This window comes from Paraburkholderia silviterrae (assembly GCF_004353915.1).
GTDB classification, from domain to species: Bacteria; Pseudomonadota; Gammaproteobacteria; order Burkholderiales; family Burkholderiaceae; genus Paraburkholderia; species Paraburkholderia silviterrae.
In genome coordinates this window covers 444-18579 of record NZ_SMRP01000060.1, presented here as the reverse complement: position 1 = coordinate 18579, position 18136 = coordinate 444, and the positions used below count along the sequence as shown (strand labels likewise).

At 64.7% G+C, this 18136-nt stretch carries 15 protein-coding genes; 6 read left to right on the top strand and 9 right to left on the bottom strand.

Annotation, left to right across the window (positions count from 1 at the left end; genetic code table 11):
* Positions 1 to 270: 270 nt before the first annotated feature.
* The gene (locus tag EYW47_RS40135) at positions 271 to 1347 is read left to right on the top strand and encodes a 3-ketosteroid-9-alpha-monooxygenase, oxygenase component (RefSeq protein ID WP_133200336.1); all 1077 of its coding nucleotides are present in this window, start codon (positions 271 to 273) and stop codon (positions 1345 to 1347) included.
* Positions 1348 to 1455: 108 nt separating this feature from the next.
* Here EYW47_RS40135 and EYW47_RS40130 read toward each other — a convergent pair whose 3' ends face one another.
* Positions 1456 to 2373 (bottom strand): LysR family transcriptional regulator, encoded by a 918-nt coding sequence (locus EYW47_RS40130; protein WP_133200335.1) that lies wholly within the window; start codon positions 2371 to 2373, stop codon positions 1456 to 1458.
* Between the two features lie 150 nt (positions 2374 to 2523).
* Between EYW47_RS40130 and speB the strand changes: the two genes are divergently transcribed.
* Positions 2524 to 3489: an agmatinase gene (gene speB / locus EYW47_RS40125; RefSeq protein WP_133200334.1), complete on the top strand. Its 966-nt coding sequence runs from the start codon at positions 2524 to 2526 to the stop codon at positions 3487 to 3489.
* 143 nt (positions 3490 to 3632) lie between these two features.
* A complete protein-coding gene (locus EYW47_RS40120) occupies positions 3633 to 5147 on the top strand; it encodes a purine-cytosine permease family protein (RefSeq protein WP_133200333.1) in 1515 nt (504 codons plus the stop codon).
* A gap of 76 nt (positions 5148 to 5223) precedes the next feature.
* Here the strand turns inward: EYW47_RS40120 and EYW47_RS40115 are convergent, their stop codons facing one another.
* The 7 genes from EYW47_RS40115 to EYW47_RS40085 all read right to left on the bottom strand — a co-directional run bounded on the left by EYW47_RS40115 (position 5224) and on the right by EYW47_RS40085 (position 14054).
* Positions 5224 to 6150, bottom strand: coding sequence for a tyrosine-protein phosphatase (locus EYW47_RS40115; protein WP_240764136.1), 927 nt, complete (start codon positions 6148 to 6150; stop codon positions 5224 to 5226).
* Positions 6151 to 6278: 128 nt separating this feature from the next.
* On the bottom strand, positions 6279 to 7367 hold the full coding sequence (gene dmpG, locus EYW47_RS40110; protein WP_133200332.1) for a 4-hydroxy-2-oxovalerate aldolase: 1089 nt from the start codon (positions 7365 to 7367) through the stop codon (positions 6279 to 6281).
* 22 nt (positions 7368 to 7389) lie between these two features.
* Complete coding sequence (locus EYW47_RS40105) at positions 7390 to 8280, bottom strand: acetaldehyde dehydrogenase (acetylating) (RefSeq protein WP_133200331.1); 891 nt, start codon at positions 8278 to 8280, stop codon at positions 7390 to 7392.
* A gap of 71 nt (positions 8281 to 8351) precedes the next feature.
* Entirely contained in the window at positions 8352 to 9134 is a 783-nt protein-coding gene (gene dmpE / locus EYW47_RS40100) for a 2-oxopent-4-enoate hydratase (protein WP_133200330.1), read from the bottom strand.
* Between the two features lie 774 nt (positions 9135 to 9908).
* A complete protein-coding gene (locus tag EYW47_RS40095) occupies positions 9909 to 11288 on the bottom strand; it encodes a DUF1329 domain-containing protein (RefSeq protein ID WP_133200329.1) in 1380 nt (459 codons plus the stop codon).
* 89 nt (positions 11289 to 11377) lie between these two features.
* Entirely contained in the window at positions 11378 to 12940 is a 1563-nt protein-coding gene (locus tag EYW47_RS40090) for a DUF1302 domain-containing protein (protein WP_133200328.1), read from the bottom strand.
* Between the two features lie 250 nt (positions 12941 to 13190).
* Positions 13191 to 14054: an SDR family oxidoreductase gene (locus tag EYW47_RS40085; RefSeq protein WP_133200327.1), complete on the bottom strand. Its 864-nt coding sequence runs from the start codon at positions 14052 to 14054 to the stop codon at positions 13191 to 13193.
* 204 nt (positions 14055 to 14258) lie between these two features.
* Here EYW47_RS40085 and EYW47_RS40080 point away from each other — a divergent pair, with 204 nt between their 5' ends.
* Genes EYW47_RS40080 through EYW47_RS40070 form a run of 3 tightly spaced genes read left to right on the top strand, consistent with a single transcriptional unit; the run spans position 14259 to position 16359 of the window.
* A complete protein-coding gene (locus EYW47_RS40080) occupies positions 14259 to 15158 on the top strand; it encodes an alpha/beta fold hydrolase (protein WP_133200326.1) in 900 nt (299 codons plus the stop codon).
* Positions 15155 to 15961 carry an SDR family NAD(P)-dependent oxidoreductase gene (locus tag EYW47_RS40075; RefSeq protein WP_133200325.1) on the top strand — a complete coding sequence of 269 codons (807 nt, stop codon included), beginning with the start codon at positions 15155 to 15157 and terminating at the stop codon, positions 15959 to 15961. The genes EYW47_RS40080 and EYW47_RS40075 overlap by 4 nt, the downstream gene beginning before the upstream one ends.
* Before the next feature lie 8 nt (positions 15962 to 15969).
* Entirely contained in the window at positions 15970 to 16359 is a 390-nt protein-coding gene (locus EYW47_RS40070; RefSeq protein WP_240764135.1) for a nuclear transport factor 2 family protein, read from the top strand.
* Between the two features lie 106 nt (positions 16360 to 16465).
* Here the strand turns inward: EYW47_RS40070 and dbpA are convergent, their stop codons facing one another.
* The gene (gene dbpA, locus EYW47_RS40065) at positions 16466 to 17863 is read right to left on the bottom strand and encodes an ATP-dependent RNA helicase DbpA (protein ID WP_133200324.1); all 1398 of its coding nucleotides are present in this window, start codon (positions 17861 to 17863) and stop codon (positions 16466 to 16468) included.
* Positions 17864 to 18136 lie beyond the last annotated feature (273 nt).

The following is an 18136-nucleotide window of genomic DNA, read 5'->3' as shown; positions in this document are numbered from 1 at the left end:
AAGATCGATTTATTGAAAAACCCCCTTTGTGGGTGTCCAAAGAGGCTTGACCACTACAGGTGCCGCCCCGCACAGGGGCAACGCTAATAGACCGCCACGAAAACAAGTTAAGGCCAATTCGCAATAACCCGCGAAAAAAACTTAGGAACGGAAAGCTAAAAAGCGCTCTAAAAGAACGAATGGGGGGCACCCCCATAAGCATCCCGAACCAAACAAAGCCCAAGCCGCACGGCGCACCGCCCCGGCACAAATGATAGAAGGAGAACTTCAATGTCCGCACGTCCATACAAGATCGAAGCGCAGCCGCTCACCCAGCGCTATGCCCGTGGCTGGCATTGCCTCGGCCTCGCGAGCGACTATCAGGACGGCAAGCCGCACACGCTGAATGTATTCGGCCGGCGCCTTGCCGCCTTCGCCGATTCGGCGGGCCAGATTCACGTGGTGGACGGCTACTGCCCGCACATGGGCGCCGACCTCTCGACGGGCCGCGTGGAAGGCGACACACTGGTGTGCCCATTCCACGGCTGGCAGTGGGACGGCGAAGGCCATTGCCAATCCATTCCCTACTGCAAGCGCATTCCACCCAAAGCAAAGATCGGCGCATGGCGCACTTGCGTGCAAAACAAGCTGCTCTTCGTCTGGCACGACCCCGAGGGCGCCGAGCCGCCCGAGAGCGTGGCGATTCCGCCGATCGCGGCCTGCGAGTCGGATGAGTGGTCCGACTGGGTCGTCGACAAAATGGTGATCGGCACGAACTGCCGCGAGTTGGTGGACAACATCTCGGACATGGCGCACTTCGCGACCGTGCACGGCGCGCCGGTGGACTACTTCGCGAATCTGTTCGAAGAGCACAAGGCTACGCAGTTGCTGGTGGGCCGCAGCGCGCGGCTCGGCAACGACGAGCTGATCGCGCTCTCCACCTACTTCGGCCCGGCGTATCACATCACGGAGATGTCGGGGACAAGCGGCGGCCACCCGATCAACTCGATCCTGCTGAACTGCCATGTGCCCATCGACATGAACAGCTTCGAGCTGCGCTATGGCGTGATCGTCAAGAAGATCCCGGGTCTCTCCGAGGAGCAGAACATGGAGATCGCACGCGCCTATGTGGCTCAGGCGCAGGCGGCTTTCTATGAGGACGTGGCGATCTGGGACAGCAAGACCCGCATCGACAATCCGCTGCTCTGCGAAGGCGACGGCCCGCTCTATCAGATGCGCGACTGGTACAACCAGTTTTATCTCGATGTCGCCGATGTGCGGCCCGCTACCCGCGCGCGCAAGGTGTTCGAGATCAAGGTGAACGAGGGCGGCTCGGTGCCGCCGCTGCATCACGTGTTCGAAGGCTGAGCGATGTGAGAAGCGCGGCAGGCGGCGCGGCGCGAGCCGCGCTTGCCGCGCGAGCAGGGTCAGGCAATCGCGGTCGCCTGATCATGAAGTTGCCAGCGCAACGAGTCGTCACGACTCGTCGGCCGCCTCTTGCGGATGCGCGTTGCGCAAATCCTCCAGAAACGCCTGCACGATCGGGTCGTGGCTGCTGCGCTTTTGCGTGACCATGTGAAACGTCACCTCGTAGGTGAGTTCCTTGGGGTTCAGTGCCGCCAGTAGCCCGCGCCGCACATGCGGCGCCGCGAACTGCTGCGGCAGGTAGCCCAGATGATGGCCGGACAGGATCAGGAGCGATACCGCCTCCATGTTGTCGGCCTGGGCGGTCACCTTGTTCGCCGTGGTCGAATGCTGGGCCTCCGGCGTCGGGTAGGTGCGCCACACCCATTCGTGATCGGCCACTTCGGCGGGGGCGAGCTTGCCCGCCCGCTTGAACAGCGGATGGCCGCGCCCGCAATAGGCGATCTGCCGCTCGACAAAGAGCGGCGTGTATTCGAGCGTCGGCACGCGATGCCAGAAATAGCCCACGGCAATCTGAATGTCCCCGTTGAGCAGCTGCTCTTCGAGCTCGCCCGGCGACTTCACGGAAATCGAGAAACGCACCGCTTCGTCACGCCTCTTGAATGACGCGATCGCCTCGCTGATGCGCGCATTCTGGCTGATCGGCGTGTGGCCGATCAGGCCAATCCCCAATGTCCCCACGAGCTTGCGATCGAGGTGCCGCGCCTTGAGCGCGAACTCCTCGGCGGCCGCGAGCAGCGTGGTCGCGAGCTCGTACATGCGCTCGCCCTTTTCAGTCAGACGAAAGCCGCTGCGCCCGCGCTCGCACAGCCGGTAGCCAAGGCGTGTCTCGAGCGTCGAGAGCTGCGCGCTGATGGTGGGCTGGCTGACGTTGAGCGTCGTTTGCGCGACGCTCACGCCGCCGGCTTCCACTACGGCCACGAAGACGCGCAACAGGCGCAGGTCGAGGTCGGTCAGGCTGCCGAGCATGGGTTCTCCGGTGGATTCATCGATACATAGCAATATACCAATGTAAACAGTGTGGATTCGTTATTTATCTTTGCTTGACGGATGCTTAAAACTGCGCCTGTAGCCGATTCGCATGATACGGCGGAATGAATGAGAACGTGGAGCACGGATATGTCTGACAATTTCTTCCAACCGAATTTTCAACCGCTGGGTGGCAACGTCATGCCCCGCTGCGGCGGTATCGCCACGATGATGCGCCTGCCGCAGGTCGAAAGCGCCAAGGGCCTCGACGCCTGCTTCGTGGGCGTGCCGTTCGATCTGGGCACTTCGAACCGCACTGGCGCGCGCTTCGGCCCGCGCCAGATCCGCTCCGAATCCGTGCTGCTGCGTCCCTATAACATGGCAACGCGCGCGGCGCCGTTCGACTCGCTGCAAGTGGCCGATATCGGCGACGTGGCGACGAACCCCTACAATCTCGCCGATTCGATCACGCGCATCGAACACGCCTACGACGCAATCCTCGAGCACGGTTGCCGCCCCATTTCGATGGGCGGCGACCACACGATCACGCTGCCGATCCTGCGCGCGATCCACCGCAAGTACGGCCCCGTGGGCCTGATCCACGTGGACGCGCACGCCGACGTCAACGACACGATGTTCGGCGAGAAAATCGCGCATGGCACGCCGTTTCGCCGCGCCGTTGAAGAAGGGCTGCTCGATTGCAACCGCGTCGTGCAGATCGGTCTGCGCGGCACGGGCTACGAGGCCGAGGACTTCGACTGGTGCCGCCAGCAGGGCTTCAAGGTCGTGCAGGCCGAGGAATGCTGGAACCGCTCGCTCGAGCCGCTGATGGAAGAAGTGCGCGCGCGCGTGCAGGGCGGCCCGGTCTACCTGAGCTTCGATATCGACGGGATCGACCCGGCCTACGCGCCCGGCACCGGCACGCCCGAGATTGCGGGCCTGACCGTGCCGCAAGCACTCGAGATCATTCGCGGCACCTGGGGTGTCGACATCGTCGGCGCGGATCTCGTGGAAGTCGCGCCGCCGTATGACCCGTTCGGCACCACGGCGCTGCTGGGCGCGAACCTCACGTTCGAAATGCTCTGCGTGCTGCCGGGCGTGAAGCGCCGCAGCTGAGCGCAACGCGAAGCGGCGCCACCCTTGGCGCAGGCGGCGTGAGCGGGCAGCATGGCCCGCGCGCCGCCGCCTCGCAGGAAGAGCACAGGAAGAGACGCAGCAAAATAGCAGTCGAAGAGCAGGACAATCAGGAGACTTGTTGTATGACAGCACATGAGCATGCCGCACACGCGGCGGCCGGCGATGCGGGCCTCGAAATCGAAAACCATTCGATCGACTACATTCCCGAAAGCGAGCGTCACGCGAAGCTCAGCAGCCAGGGCCCGTTCTGGTTCCTCGGCAATTTCCACTTCTTCACCATCTCGATCGGCTTCGTCGGCCCGAGCATGGGGCTCTCGGCCGGCTGGACGACGCTGGGCGGCGCGCTCGGCATCATGTTCGGCACCATCTTCATGGCGTTCCACGGCTCCCAGGGCCCGGAGATGGGCCTGCCGCAGATGATCCAGTCGCGCGCGCAGTTCGGCTATCGCGGCGTGGCGCTCGCGCTGCTCGCGACGCTGTTCGTATTCGTCGGCTTTAACGTCGTGAACGTCACGCTCATCATGAGCGGGCTGAAAAACGTGTTCGGCCTGAGCCCGGCGCTGGTGGCCATCGTCGCGGCGGTCGCGGGCGGGCTGCTGGCGATCTTCGGCCACGATCTCATGCACAAGGCGTTCAAGTGGGCGCTGATCGTGACGCTGCCGCTCTACGCGCTTGTCACGCTCGCGCTGATCTTTGGCGCGGGCAAGGGCGGCGCCAGCGCCGCGATTGCGGCCAATGCGGCGAGCGCGCATCTCGGCTTCAACTGGGTCGCGTTCATCACGCAGTTCGCCATCGGCGCGAGCTACAACATTTCCTATGCGCCCTATGTGTCCGACTACTCGCGCTATCTGCCCAGGCACACGAGCCGTACGAAGCTGATCTCGGCGATCTTCCTGGGTGCGTCGCTCTCGGGCGCGTGGATGATCGGCCTTGGCGCATGGCTCGCGCAGCAACTGCAGGCCACCGACGCGCTCGTCGCGCTGAACCAGGTGGGCGCGAAGCTGTTCCCGGGCTGCGGCAGCATTCTCGTGGTGGTGTCGGTGGCGGGCTTCCTGCCGATCATCGCGCTGAACACGTATAGCGCGATGCTGACGCTCCTGACCGGCGTGGACTCGTTCCGCAAGATCCAGCCGACGCGCCGCGCGCGTGTTGGCGCGGTTCTCGCGATCAGCGCGATTGTGCTCGTGTGCACGCTCTCGATCCCGGGTAACGGCGTGGCGCTGCTCAACACGTTCCTCGTGCTGATGCTGTACTTCCTCGTGCCCTGGACGGCAGTGAATCTGGTCGATTATTTCTTCGTGCGCAAGGGCCGCTATGCGATCACGCACTTCTTCACGCCGGACGGCATCTACGGTGCGTGGCAGGCGCGCGGGATTGTTGCCTATCTGATTGGCTTCGCCGCGATGATTCCGTTCTTCTCCATCGTGGACAACGAGTCGGGCAAGGAGATCTTTGTCGGCCACTTCGCGCATCTGATGAGCGGTATTGACCTTGCGTGGCTCGTTGGGCTGATCGTTGCGGGTGCAACTTACTATGTGTTGAGCCGCTCGCTCGATCTCGCCGCCGAGGAAAAGGTCATTCGCAAGATTAGCGAGCGCGACATCGTGGCGATGGCGCGTCAGACTTCGGGGCAGTGATCGTCCCGCGCCGGCTCGCGTGACGAGGCCGGCGGGGCCGGTTGCGTATCGCGCGACCGGCCCGCTATCAATCCTTCTAATCCGCCCCGGCTACAAGATAGTTGCGGCGGATTTTTTCTACATCCACGTGCAGCACATCGGTGAGATAGTGCTGCATGCCGCCATAGCGCTCATCGATCACCGCCATCGCGGCGCCGATGTAATCGGGATCGACGTTGAGCAGCGGTTGCAGCACCTCCGGCGCCACGCCAATTTTCTGCAGTTGCTCCAACGCCCGTGCATTGCCCGCCGCGTTATACCGGTTCGACTCCAGATAGTTCGCGATGACCGCCGCGCGCTCCACGCCCAGCGCCGAAAGCAGCAACACCGTCGCGAAGCCGGTCCGGTCCTTGCCTGCCGTGCAGTGATAAAGCAGCGTCTTGTCCGCCTCGGCGAGCTTCAGGAAGCGGGCGAATTGCGCCTGGTAATCCTGGGGAAACTGGCGGTAGAGGTCGACCATGAAGCGGTGCATCTGCTCGGGCGTCGAGCGCTTGAGCATCGGCACGATGGCCGCGGGCGAGAGATCGCCTGCGAGCACCGGGTCGGCCACCCAGGGAAAGCGTGCGCCGAAGGCGGCTTCGGCGGGCGTCTTTTCGCTGGCGGCGCGAAAGTCGACCACATCGTCCAGATGCAACGCTTCGAGACGCGTGAAGTCGGCGGGCGTGCCGAGCGCGGGGTTGCCGCTGCGATAGAGGCGATGCGGCGCGACGCGCCGGCCATCGGCGCCAATGAGGCCGCCCAGGTCGCGCAGGTTCTGCACGTGGTCCATGGGGATCAGGCGGTCGGTGTCGGGCTGGGCCATGGCAATGGCGCCGATGGCAGGTGCGGATTCGCTTTGCGCGGGCGTCGAGGTTTGGGCCGTCGCGGCATGAGCGATCACGCTCGTGGCGAGCGATACACCGGCGATGCGCGCCGCGCGGCACAGCGCGTTGCGGCGGCGAGGAGAGCGGGGAGGCTGTTGCATGGACAAGGGGGAGTGGGAGAAGATCGAGAAGAATACAGCAAGCACAAAGCGCGCGCCGTCTTGCAACGGCGCGCGCTCTCGTACTACTGCGCGAACGCAAATACGGCGCAGCGCTCAGCGAACAAATCTCACGCCGCCACACTCAGCCCGCGTGCACGCGCGAAATTGATCGCCGTGTCTTCGATCATGTCTTCCTGGCCGCCCACGAGGCGCTGGCGGCCCAGCTCCACGAGGATGTCGCGCGCGGGTACGCCGTATTTCGCTTCGGCGCGCTTGGCGAACAGCAGGAACGACGAATAGACGCCTGCATAGCCGAGCGTCAGCGCGTCGCGGTCGATGCGGATGGGCGCGTCCATGATCGGCAGCACGAGGTCTTCGGCCACGTCGGAGATTGCGAATACGTCCACGCCCGTCTCGATGCCCATGCGCTCGCACACGGCCACGAACACCTCCATGGGCGTGTTGCCCGCGCCCGCGCCGAGCCCAGCCGCCGCGGCGTCGATACGGCGCGCGCCCGCCTCGATGGCCGCGAGCGAGTTCGCAATGCCCATGGCGAGATTGTGGTGGCCGTGAAAGCCCAGCTCGGTCTCGGGGCGCAGCGCCTCGCGCACGGGCTTCAGGCGCGCGGTCACGTCATGCGGCAGCATATAGCCCGCGGAGTCGGTGATGTAGATGCAGTTCGCGCCGTACGACTCCATGAGCTTCGCCTGCTCGACCAGCAGCTCCGGCGGCGCCATGTGCGCCATCATCAGGAATCCTACGGTGTCCATGCCGAGCTCGCGCGCGAGGCCGATATGCTGGCCCGAGACGTCGGCTTCCGTGCAATGCGTGGCCACGCGGATCGTGTTCACGCCGAGCCCGTGCGCCATGCGCAGATGGTCGACGGTGCCGATCCCGGGCAGCAGCAGCGCCGAGACCTTGGCCTGCTTCAACTCGCCAATCACGGCTTCGAGATAGGCCTCGTCGCTATGCGCGGGAAAGCCGTAGTTGACCGACGCGCCACCGAGGCCGTCGCCGTGCGTGACTTCGATGAGCGGCACGCCGGCGGCGTCGAGCCCGCGTGCGATGCTGCGCATCTGGTCCAGCGAAATCTGGTGGCGCTTGGGGTGCATGCCGTCGCGCAGCGTCATGTCGTGCACGGTGATGCGGGTGCCCGCGAGCGGGTGTCGCGGCGTTGCGCTAGCGTTTGCGCTTGTTTCTGGATTTGCGGTTTGCATCGTGACTCCTGTCGTGTCGGTTTCAGGCGGCTGCGGCGGCCAGCATCTGCTCGGCGAACACTTCGCCGGTGCGGGCGGCGGCGGCCGTCATGATGTCGAGATTGCCGGCGTAGCGCGGCAGGTAGTCGCCAAGGCCGGCCACTTCCATGAACACGGAGACGCGCTTGCCGTCGAACACCGGCCCGTTCTTGAGCGTATAGCCCGGCACGTAGCGGCGCACTTCCTCCACCATCTTGTGCACCGAGGCGGTGATGGCCTCGACATTGGGCTCGTCCTCAGTGAGGCAGTGGATCGTGTCGCGCATGATGAGCGGCGGCTCGGCCGGATTGATGACGATGATCGCCTTGCCGCGCTTCGCACCGCCCACGCTTTCGATGGCGCGCGCCGTGGTGCGCGTGAATTCGTCGATGTTCTTGCGCGTGCCGGGGCCGACCGAGCGCGAGGACACGGTCGCGACGATCTCGCCGTAGGCCACGGGCTGCACGCGCGCGACCGCGTGCACGATGGGGATGGTCGCCTGGCCGCCGCAGGTAACCATGTTGACGTTCATCGCGTCGGTGACATGTTCGCCCAGGTTCACGGGCGGCACGCAGAACGGGCCGATTGCGGCGGGCGTGAGGTCGATCACGCGCACGCCGCGCGCGGTCAGCTTGTCGGAGTGCTCGCGGTGCACGTAGGCCGAGGTCGCGTCGAAGGCGATGCGGATCTGATCAGCTTCCAGATGCGGCAGCAGGCCGTCGATGCCGTCGGCTGTGGTTTTCAGGCCTAGTGCCTGGGCACGCGCGAGCCCTTCGGAGGTCGGATCGACGCCGACCATCCAGACGGGTTCGAGCACGGAGCTGCGGCGCAGCTTGTAGAGCAGATCGGTGCCGATGTTGCCGGGGCCGATCAGCGCGCATTGAATCTTGCTCATGGATCTTTCCTTGTTGATGTGATCTTTGCTTTTAGTTCATCGATTCGGATTGCAGACGATATACAGTCCGTTTAGACGAAGCTGACTTCGCAGCCGCCAATGCCTTCAATGCGCATCGAGAGCCGGTCGCCGGCGCTAACCGGAATCAGCGCGGCCAGCGCGCCCGAGAGCACGACTTCGCCCGCGAGCAGCGGCATGCCGAGCTCGCCGAGCGTATTGGCGAGCCATGCCACGGCGTCGGCGGGGTGGCCGAGGGCGGCGGCGCCCACGCCTTCGCCCGCGTTGGCGCCATTCTTTTCGATGCGCATGTGGCACGCGGCCAGATCGACGTCGTGCGGCGAGACGCGCTCGTGGCCGAGCACGTAGACGCCGCTGGAGGCGTTGTCTGCCACGGTGTCGCCAATGCGGATTGCCCAGTCGCGAATGCGCGAATCGACGATCTCGAAGCATGCGCCCACGGCCTCGGTGGCCTCGAGCACGGCGGCGCGGTCCACGCCGGGGCCGCGCAGGTCGCGGCGCAGGTAGAAGGCAATCTCGCCTTCTGCGCGCGGCTGGATCAGCGTTTGGGCGGGAATGGCGGCGCCGCTTTCGTAGTGCATGCCGGAGAGCAGCATGCCGAAGTCGGGCTGGCGGACGTCGAGCATGTCTTGCACGGCCTTGCTGGTGACGCCTATTTTTTTGCCGACCACGGCTTCGCCGGCTGCTACGCGGCGCGCGATGAAGTGCTGCTGGATGCGGTAGGCGTCCGAGAGCGGCAGCTCGGGCAGGCGCGTGGTGAGCGGCGCGATGGGCATCCGTTCGAGCCAGGCCGCGTAGAGCGCGTCGCCGAGCGCGGCGTGTTGGGCTGATGTCATGGAGGTGGCGGTCATAATGTTAGAGCTGGATTGGTTGCTGGCCGCAGTGGGCTGAATTTCTTGGGGCGCTGGGCGCGCGTTGGGTGCGTTGGCCTTTCCTTGTATTCATGTCGGTCTATTAGTGTTACCCCTGTGCGGGGCGGCACCTACTTTTCTTTGCAGCGGCAAAGAAAAGTAGGCAAAAGAAAGCCGCTCAAACCGCCAGTGTGACGCAGTGGACCACTAACCTTCAATCGGAGTGGCTCCGGGGCATCCGTCATCTCGCACACTCCGCGTAAGTGACAAAGGACTCATCCATCCCGCTGCGCGCTACGCGCGTGCGGTCCGGTCTGCAAGGGAAACCGGGTACGGCAAAGCACATACGCAGGAATCCTGCGAATGCGTGAAACCCCGAATGTTTTTGATTAACCCCACGGCGCGCGGAGCGTCGCCGGATGGATGAGCCCTTTGTCACGCTGGCGGACGGCGAGTGATGACAGACGCCCCGGAGCCACTCCGATATAAGGCTAGTGGTGGACTGCGTCACACTGGCGGTTTGAGCCGCTTTCTTTTGCCTACTTTTCTTTGCGGCTGCAAAGAAAAGTAGGTGCCGCCCCGCACAGGGGCAACACCAATATACCGACATGAAAACAAGGAAAGGCCAACCAGAAAAAGGCCCACGCGCCCAGCGTCCCAATATAGCGATCACAATTTCACCCCCCGGGAGGAAAAAAAAGCCCGCAGCCGCTCAGGCATGCGCATGAGGCCTACGGGCAAGCTCGCGAAAGGAACTATTTAGACGCCGTCACCCCGAATTGCATCGGGCGAGTAATAGGCCTCGTTAGTCTGGGTAGTCGGCGTGAGCAAGGGCATCGGCTCCTGATTCGACAACCGGTCGGCGTAATAAGCGCCCGAGATCAGGTCATGATAGAACACCGACGTCGAATAGAACGTCTTCGCGTCATACGCATAAAGCGTCGGCGCAAGATTAGTACGCCACAGCGTGCCACGCGCATCATAGTTATCGGCGGCGACAGCATTCCAGCTATCCTCATCGAGATACAGCACCCGCTTGGCATACTGATGACGATATCCAGCCTTGAGCGTAGCCTGCAGCACCCACACGCGATGCAACTCGAAGCGCATGTACTGCATATCTTCATGCCCCTTCGTAAGCAGCGTCGTGTACTTGATCGACGGGTCCATCAGCTTATAGTTGTCATACGGCACGTAGATCTCGCGCTTGCCAACGACCTTCCAGTCATAGCGCTCGCCAGAGCCGTTGAACAGGCGGTCATCATCCACGGTACGAAAGCCACCCGGCCCTTCGGGCTGATCAAAACCGAACTCAGGCGACTGGCGCACGCGCCGCGTGCCGGGGTTATACGTCCACGTACGGCGCGTATCCGATCCATCCTGGTCCCACATTTCGTAGCCCGTAATGATCGTGCCACGGTCGGAAAGCGGCAGCACCACGGTCTGGCGGAAGAAGCTCTTGGCGTTGAGCTTGTTGGCCGCATCGAATGGAAGCGCCGAGCGCGGCCCATAGATCGAATACTGAACCTTGCCCCACGCGATGTTGCCGTCCGGGTAGACCACGCCCTGGTCGTAGGTCGCGTTCTCCGACTCGACCGCCGAGGCGAAGCGCAGGTTCCACATCGCCTCCACGCCGGATTTGGGCACCGGGAAGGGCGTCACGGGCGGGAAGTCCTTCAGCCCGTTCTGGTCCTTCGTCATCACGGTGTTGGGCGCGTACTCCTTGATCGCCTTGTACACGGACTCGGGATAGGCGAAGTCGCGATGGCTCGGGTAGACCGTGATCTTGAAGGTGTCCGGGTACTTCTTGAAGAGCGCCTTCTCGCCGTCGGTCAGCCGCGCCGCGTACTGATCCATGTTTTGCGCGGTGATCGTGAACAGCGGCTTGTCGCTCGCGTACGGGTCGGGGTAACGCTCGCCCGGTTTGTAGTTGACGTTCGAAGGCGCACCCACCCACTTGCCGGTCCAGGCCGGGATGGTGCCGTCCGCGTTGCCGGCGCGCTCGGCACCCATCGGCGTGAGCGTGCTGTCGAGTTTCGCAATGTCGGCGGCGCTCGTCTTCGCGAACGTGCCCGCGGCGAGCGCGACGCCTGCCGCGAGTGCGCAGACTTGCATGGCGTGGTGAAAGGTTCGACTCATGTCCATTCCTCTTGCGGTAAAGATACGGCCAGATCAAAAACCTCGGAAGCCGGCGCCAATCGGGTAGGTAACGGATTGGCGCCGTGGCTTCAGAAGGAGTACGTAGCGGTGGCGAGCACGTAGTCGCGGTCTGCAAGCGGCCGCAACGTCGGGTTAGGCGTGCCCAGGAACTTCGCGTAGACGAGCGAGAGCTTCAGATTCGAAAGCCGCGTGAAGTCCACCCCCACGGTCACGCGGTGGTCGCCCACGCCCGTGAGCGAGCCAAGCGCGCCGTTTAGCGCCGACGTGCCGGTGAAGTCGTCGGAGTAGGTGAGCGGCACGTCGAGGTCCCAGCCGTTGAAGACGTTCTTGTAGCTGAGCGTCCAGGCCACTTCGAAGGCCGCTGCGTTGCGTGTGTTCGCGAGCGTGGTCGTGCCGTTCACGGGCGTGACGTTGCCGGTGTGCACGTATGAGACTTCGGCAACGAGGGTTTGCGACGCCGCGAGGAACGACGGTCCGATCGTATAGATGGCCGAAAGGTTCGACTGCCAGACGTCGCCGCGCGTGGCGGTCGCCCCCGCGGGCGCGTTCACGAGCACTGCGGCACCCTGACGGTACGAGGTTTCGCCTGCGATGTTCACGCCGCCGGCTTCGGTCGAAAAGCTCAGGCCGGTCAGCTTGATGTGATCGAAATACTTCTCCTGGTACTGGAGCGTCGGGTAGTACGACAACACGACACTCGGGTTCATGTCGTTGTAGTGCAGGTAGTAGGCGCCGATCTCGGTGTCGCCGAACACGCGCCAGCGCGCGCCGACGCCCCATTGCTGGTCGTTGCCGGGACGGATGTCGTTGCCGCGCGGAATCTGGATGCCGCCCGGGCCGATAAGGTATTGCGAGCCGGGGCCGACGATGTCCGAATAACTCCAGTAGCTGCCCGGCGCGGTGAGCTGGTTAGGCTCGAAGGCGAACTGGTAGTAGCCCATCAGGCTGAAGCGCGGGGTGAGCTGCCACTGCATGGAGATCTGCGGCACCGGCAGCAGGATGTCCTTCACTTCGGCGCCCGCCACGTATGACTTGGTGGCGTCCGCAGGGCCCTGCGCACCTGCGATGTTCGCGAAGAACACGCTTTCGCCCCATGCCACCACCTGGTCGCCCACCTTCACGTTGAGGTTGGTCTGGCCGATGTGGAAGGTGTTGTACGCGTAGGCCGCCAGCAGTTGGGGACGCGCGCCAGCCCAGTAGCTCGTGTCGCCCGTGAACTGGTTGTAGGTGCCCGAATGATTGACGGTGTCCGGCGCGTTGTTGTAGTTCGGGCGGTGATAGACCTGATCGTAGAACGCGTCGGCTCGCACGAAGACACCCCAGTCGTCGTGCTTGAGGTTCACCTCGCCAAGGATGTTGGCCTGGTTCTCCATCAACTTGCCGCCCTTGAAGTTGCGGTCCCCGTCGTCGCCGTTGATGTTGCTCGGAGTCAGCAGATTGCCGCTCGGTGACTTCGTGCGTATGCCGAGCCCGTAGCCGATCGTGAAGTTGTAGTCGAGCGTGGTGTTGTTGCCGAAGTCGATTTCGTCGCCTGCCCACGCGTTCGTCGCGGCGCTCACGCACGCGGCTGCAAGGGCGAGCCGGCAGGCGGCGGTGATCGGTTTTAACGCACGCGATGTTTCGATTTTCATTGTGTCTCCTCAGATGGCTTTCTGGTGGCTCTTTCGATGGCTCTGCTTGGGTCCTGGCCGTGGCGCTTCGCTGGCTCGCCCGGGGTCGTCTCGCGCACCGGGGCTTTGTTGTGGACAGAGGTTAGGGCGCTTGTGCGCAGCGAGAATCGTCAATACGGACTAGTTGGTTCCCCTCAGTGTCCAGATCGACGTTGTGCGCAGCGTCGCTAACGCGCCCCGATTCGTCCCGCTCTGGTGCGTTTATCTGTGCCTATGCACTTCCAAACGCCTTGCCCGCCTCGGTGGCCGAGAGAAAGGCGGGCACTTCGCCGCCGCCCTCGAGCACGAGATTCGCGCCCGACGCGTACGACGCGTGCGCGGAAGCGAGAAAAAGGCAGGCGTTGGCCACGTCGGCCGGCGTGGCGAGACGCCCCGCGGGCACGGTGGACGCCGCCGCGCTCAAGCCCTCTTCGCCCACGTGGTCGGCCGTGGCCGCTTCGGTGTGCACGAGGCTCGGGCTCACCGCGGCCACGCGCACCTTCGGGGCCCATTCGACGGCGAGCGAGCGCACGGCGTTGATCACGCCCGCTTTCGCCGCGCCGTATGCCGCCGTGCCGGGCGAGGGCCGCAGGCCGCTCACGCTGCCCACGAAGAGCAGCACGCCGCCTTCGGCCTGGCGCTGCATCACCGCGTTGGCGCGCTGGGCGAGCCAGAGCGGCGCGATCAGGTTCAGCCGGATCACCGACTCCGTGAAGCGCGGCGACGCCTGCGCGGCGAGCGCGAACGGCGCACCGCCCGCGTTGCTCACGACCACGTCGAGCCTGCCGGTCTCGGCCTCGATGCGCGCGATGAGGGCGTCAATGGCGTCGATGTCGCGCACGTCGGCGGCCACCGCGCGCAGCGCAGGCGCTGCGCTTGTGTCTGCGTTTGTGTCTGCGCTTGTGTCAGCGTTTGCGTGTGCTTTTACGTTTGCGTGGGCGTCGGCGGATGCGGCGAGCGCGTCCGCCGACACGTTGCGTCCGCAGACGTAGACGGTCGCGCCCGCGAGCCGGAATGCTTGCGCGATCGCCGCGCCGATGCCGCGCGTGCCGCCCGTCACGAGCACGGTCTTGCCGCTGTAATTAAAGGGTGTCATGAGCCTCGTCTCCTGAATGCGCCGATGCGCGCCTGGATGCGCCGGTGCATGCCGGCGCGCTGGCGAGGCCGATGGTAGGGGAAATGTGGAGTGGCTTCTTAGTCTGAAAAGACGATGCGGCGCACGTTCGCGCCCCGGATCATCGGTTTGAAGGATGGATTCGCGGCGCGGCACAGCGCTGCCCCGGACAGGAGACAAAGACACATGACAGCAACACCGAACACGGCTTTACCCGCCGGCACTATCGGATCTTTCACCGATGTGCCCAGCGGCCTGAGGCTGCATCATTTCGAAGCCGGCAGCGGCGAGCCCGTGGTGTTCATCCACGGCAGCGGCCCCGGCGCCAGCGGCATCAGCAATTTCCGCCATAACTACGCGCCCATCGCGGCGGCCGGCTACCGCGTTATCGTGGTCGACCTGCCGGGCTACGGCGCGTCGTCCAAGCCCGCCGACGCCGAATACACGCTCGACTTCTTCGTTCAGGCCCTGCGCGAGCAGCTCGTCGCGCTGGGCGTGGGCCGCGCCACGCTGCTCGGCAATTCGCTGGGCGGCGCGATCGCGCTGAAGTACGCGCTGGACTATCCGGATGACGTCAAGGCGCTCATCATGATGGCGCCCGGCGGCGTGGAGGAGCGCGAGACCTACTTCCGCATGGAAGGCATCCAGAAGATGGTGTCGCTCTTCACCAATCGTCAGATGAACCGGCAGACCATGCGGTATCTGCTGGAACTGCTGGTGCACGATCGCAGCCTCGTGACGGACGCGCTCGTGGAGGAGCGCCTGAAGGTGTGCGAAACGCAGCCGCCCGAAGTGCTTTCGACGATGCGCGTGCCCAACCTCACGGCGCGCCTCGTGGAGCTGCGCTGCCCGGTGCTGGGTTTCTGGGGCACCCAGGACCGCTTCAATCCGGTGAGCGGCGCGATGCATTTCCTCGAGCAGTGCGAGGACGCGCGCTTCGTGTTGATGAATCGCTGCGGGCATTGGGTGATGGTGGAGCACCGCGAATATTTCAACCGCGAATGCGTGGATTTTCTCGCCGACCTGGACAAGGGAGCGGACCGCGCGGAACGCACAAGCAAGACACAGGATAAGGAGACGGCATGACCGGCACGCAAACCCAGACGCAAGCGCTCACGCAACAACTCTTCGACATGAGCGGCAAGGTGGCCGCGATCACGGGCGCCGCGCGCGGCATCGGCGCACAAACGGCGCGCACGCTCGCGGCAGCCGGCGCGGCCATCGCGGTGCTCGACGTCTTGCCGCAGGGCGAGGCGCTCGCGGCCGAGATCGTCGCGGCGGGTGGCAAGGCGCATTTCTGGCGCCTCGATGTCACGCAGGAAGCCGACGTGCAGCGCGTGTTCGGCGAGATCGTGGCGCGCTTCGGGCGGCTCGACGCGCTCGTGAACAATGCGGGCATCGAAGGCGCGAACGTGCCCACGCACGAGATCACGCTCGAGCAATGGCGCCAGGTGATGGACGTGAACGTGACGGGCGTGTTCCTCTGCACCAAGTACGCGATTCCCGCCCTGCAGCAGGCGGGCGGCGGTGCGATCGTGAATGTCTCGTCGATGTACGGGATTGTGGGCGGGCCGGACGTGCCCGCGTATCACGCCTCGAAGGGCGCCGTGCGCCTGATGGCGAAAACCGATGCGATGCTGTACGCCGCGCAGGGGATTCGCGCGAACTCGGTGCATCCGGGCTTCATTCGCACGCCGATGCTCGAAGAGGCGTTCGAGAAGATCGGCGACCCCGAGCAGATCTTCGGGCAGATGAAGCTGATGGTGCCGCTCGCGAAGATCGGCGATCCGCAGGATATCGCGGCGGGCATCCTCTATCTCGTCTCGCCCGCGGGCCGCTATGTGACCGGCACCGAGCTCATCATCGACGGCGGCTATACCGCACGCTAGGAGTCCGAATGACAAACAACACCGCACACATGAAGGCGTGTTTGCGCGAATACGTCGACGCATTCAACGCAAGCGACGCCGCGCGCGTGACCGGGCTCTTCGCCGACAACGCCACGGTCGAAGACCCGGTGGGTACGCCCATCAAGCGCGGGCGCGACGAGATCGTCGCGTTCTATGGGCATGCCACCCAGGTGGGGGCGCGGCTCGAGCTGATCGCGCCGCCGCGCGGCTCGCACGCGAACGCGGCCACCATTACGTTCAAGGTCCATGTAGAGGGTCCGGACGGCCCGGCGCATATCGACGTGACCGACGTAATGGAGTTCGACGCGCAAGGCAAGATCGTGAGCATGCGCGCGTACTGGGGCGCGGACGACTATCACCCGGCGAACGCATCCTGAGCGGGTTCCGGGCTCGTCCTGAGCCCGTGTGAGTTCATTCCTGGCGGCACGCGCGTGGCGGCAACAGTGCGCGTTGCACGCCGTCCCGCGCGCGCTGATTGCCCGCTTACTCTTCCATCAGGCGCGCGCGCACCTTCTTGCCCTTCACCTTGCCGGCGTTGAGCCGGTTCACCGCCTTGCGCGCGATGCTGCGCTCCACGGCCACGTAGGTCGAAAAATCCGTGACGTTGATCTTGCCGATCTGCGCGCCGCTGAAGCCTGCCTCGCCGGTGAGCGCACCCAGCACGTCGCCGGGGCGGATCTTTTCCTTGCGCCCGCCGAGAATCTGCACGGTTTCCATGGGCGGCAGCAACGGCGTGTCGCTGGCGGGCGTGAGTTGCGCCAGCGGCTGCCATTCGACTTCGCGCTTGAGCGCCTGCTCGATGCCGCCCACGCGGCCCATCTCGTTCATGCTTGCAAGGCTCAGCGCCCAGCCGTCCTGATCCGCGCGCCCGGTGCGGCCGATGCGGTGCACGTAGACCTCAGGGTCGGGCGTGACGTCGACATTGATCACCGCTTCGAGCTGCGCAATGTCGAGGCCGCGCGCGGCCACGTCGGTTGCCACGAGCACGGAGCAACTGCGGTTCGCGAACTGGATCAGCACCTGGTCGCGCTCGCGCTGATCGAGCTCGCCATGCAGCGCAAGCGCATGAAATCCCTGTGCGCGCAGCACGTCGAGCAAGTCGCGGCATTGCTGCTTGGTGTTGCAGAACGCGATCGTGCTCACCGGCCGGTAGTGATTGAGCAGCATGCCCACGGCGTGCAGGCGCTCATCGTCGGTCACCTCGTAGAAGCGCTGGCGGATCTTGCTGTCGTCGTGATGCTCTTCTAGCTTCACTTCCTTAGGATTGCGGAGGAACTGCTGGCTCAGCTTCGCGATGCCTTCGGGGTAGGTGGCGGAGAAGAGCAGCGTCTGGCGCTCCTTGGGGCATTGCCGCGCCACCTTGGCGATGTCGTCGAAGAAGCCCATGTCGAGCATGCGGTCGGCTTCGTCGAGCACGAGCGTATTGAGCGCGTCGAGCGAGAGGCTGCCGCGCTCGAGGTGATCCATGATGCGGCCCGGCGTGCCGACGACGATATGCGCGCCGTGCTCGAGACTGGCCGTCTGCGGCTTCATCGGCGTGCCGCCGCACAGCGTGAGCACCTTGACGTTCTCTTCGGCGCGCGCGAGACGGCGGATCTCCTGCGCAACCTGATCGGCCAGCTCGCGCGTGGGGCAGAGGATCATCGCCTGCACGTCGAGGCGGCGCGCATCGAGCTTCGCGAGCAGCGCGAGCGAGAAGGCGGCGGTCTTGCCGCTGCCCGTCTTGGCCTGGGCGATGAGGTCCTGGCCCGCGAGCGCGATTGGCAGGCTGGCGGCCTGGATGGGCGTCATCTCGAGATAGCCGAGGCGCGTGAGGTTCTCGAGCGTGGCGCTCGCGAGCGCAAGCGCGCTGAAGGGCGTGGCGGTGGGTGTGTTTGTCATACGTGGTCTCGCGCCCCGGGGGCGGATGTCGCGCGGCAGTCGCACGGGGCGCGCGGCGCGGCAAGGATGGATCGGGCGGCGATGGGGGCATCGCGCGTGGCGCAATTCTAGCCGAAGCGCGCGCGAGGGCGTCTGGTTTGTCCAATGTCAACGGGGTGGAGGGTTCCTGGCGGCTTGTTGCGCCCCGCAGCGCCGAACTGACCGAATTTAAGAATTTTCGTGTATCGGGATAAAAATCGCTCATTCAAGATAAGAGTCTGCGGGCGGCGAACA

Excerpts from the sequence above, each read along its gene's own strand:
- EYW47_RS40135 (WP_133200336.1), top strand. The coding sequence starts at position 271 with ATGTCCGCACGTCCATACAAGATCGAAGCGCAGCCGCTCACCCAGCGC.
- EYW47_RS40130 (WP_133200335.1), bottom strand. The coding sequence starts at position 2,373 with ATGCTCGGCAGCCTGACCGACCTCGACCTGCGCCTGTTGCGCGTCTTC.
- speB (WP_133200334.1), top strand. The coding sequence starts at position 2,524 with ATGTCTGACAATTTCTTCCAACCGAATTTTCAACCGCTGGGTGGCAAC.
- EYW47_RS40120 (WP_133200333.1), top strand. The coding sequence starts at position 3,633 with ATGACAGCACATGAGCATGCCGCACACGCGGCGGCCGGCGATGCGGGC.
- EYW47_RS40115 (WP_240764136.1), bottom strand. The coding sequence starts at position 6,150 with ATGCAACAGCCTCCCCGCTCTCCTCGCCGCCGCAACGCGCTGTGCCGC.
- dmpG (WP_133200332.1), bottom strand. The coding sequence starts at position 7,367 with ATGCAAACCGCAAATCCAGAAACAAGCGCAAACGCTAGCGCAACGCCG.
- EYW47_RS40105 (WP_133200331.1), bottom strand. The coding sequence starts at position 8,280 with ATGAGCAAGATTCAATGCGCGCTGATCGGCCCCGGCAACATCGGCACC.
- dmpE (WP_133200330.1), bottom strand. The coding sequence starts at position 9,134 with ATGACATCAGCCCAACACGCCGCGCTCGGCGACGCGCTCTACGCGGCC.
- EYW47_RS40095 (WP_133200329.1), bottom strand. The coding sequence starts at position 11,288 with ATGAGTCGAACCTTTCACCACGCCATGCAAGTCTGCGCACTCGCGGCA.
- EYW47_RS40090 (WP_133200328.1), bottom strand. The coding sequence starts at position 12,940 with ATGAAAATCGAAACATCGCGTGCGTTAAAACCGATCACCGCCGCCTGC.
- EYW47_RS40085 (WP_133200327.1), bottom strand. The coding sequence starts at position 14,054 with ATGACACCCTTTAATTACAGCGGCAAGACCGTGCTCGTGACGGGCGGC.
- EYW47_RS40080 (WP_133200326.1), top strand. The coding sequence starts at position 14,259 with ATGACAGCAACACCGAACACGGCTTTACCCGCCGGCACTATCGGATCT.
- EYW47_RS40075 (WP_133200325.1), top strand. The coding sequence starts at position 15,155 with ATGACCGGCACGCAAACCCAGACGCAAGCGCTCACGCAACAACTCTTC.
- EYW47_RS40070 (WP_240764135.1), top strand. The coding sequence starts at position 15,970 with ATGACAAACAACACCGCACACATGAAGGCGTGTTTGCGCGAATACGTC.
- dbpA (WP_133200324.1), bottom strand. The coding sequence starts at position 17,863 with ATGACAAACACACCCACCGCCACGCCCTTCAGCGCGCTTGCGCTCGCG.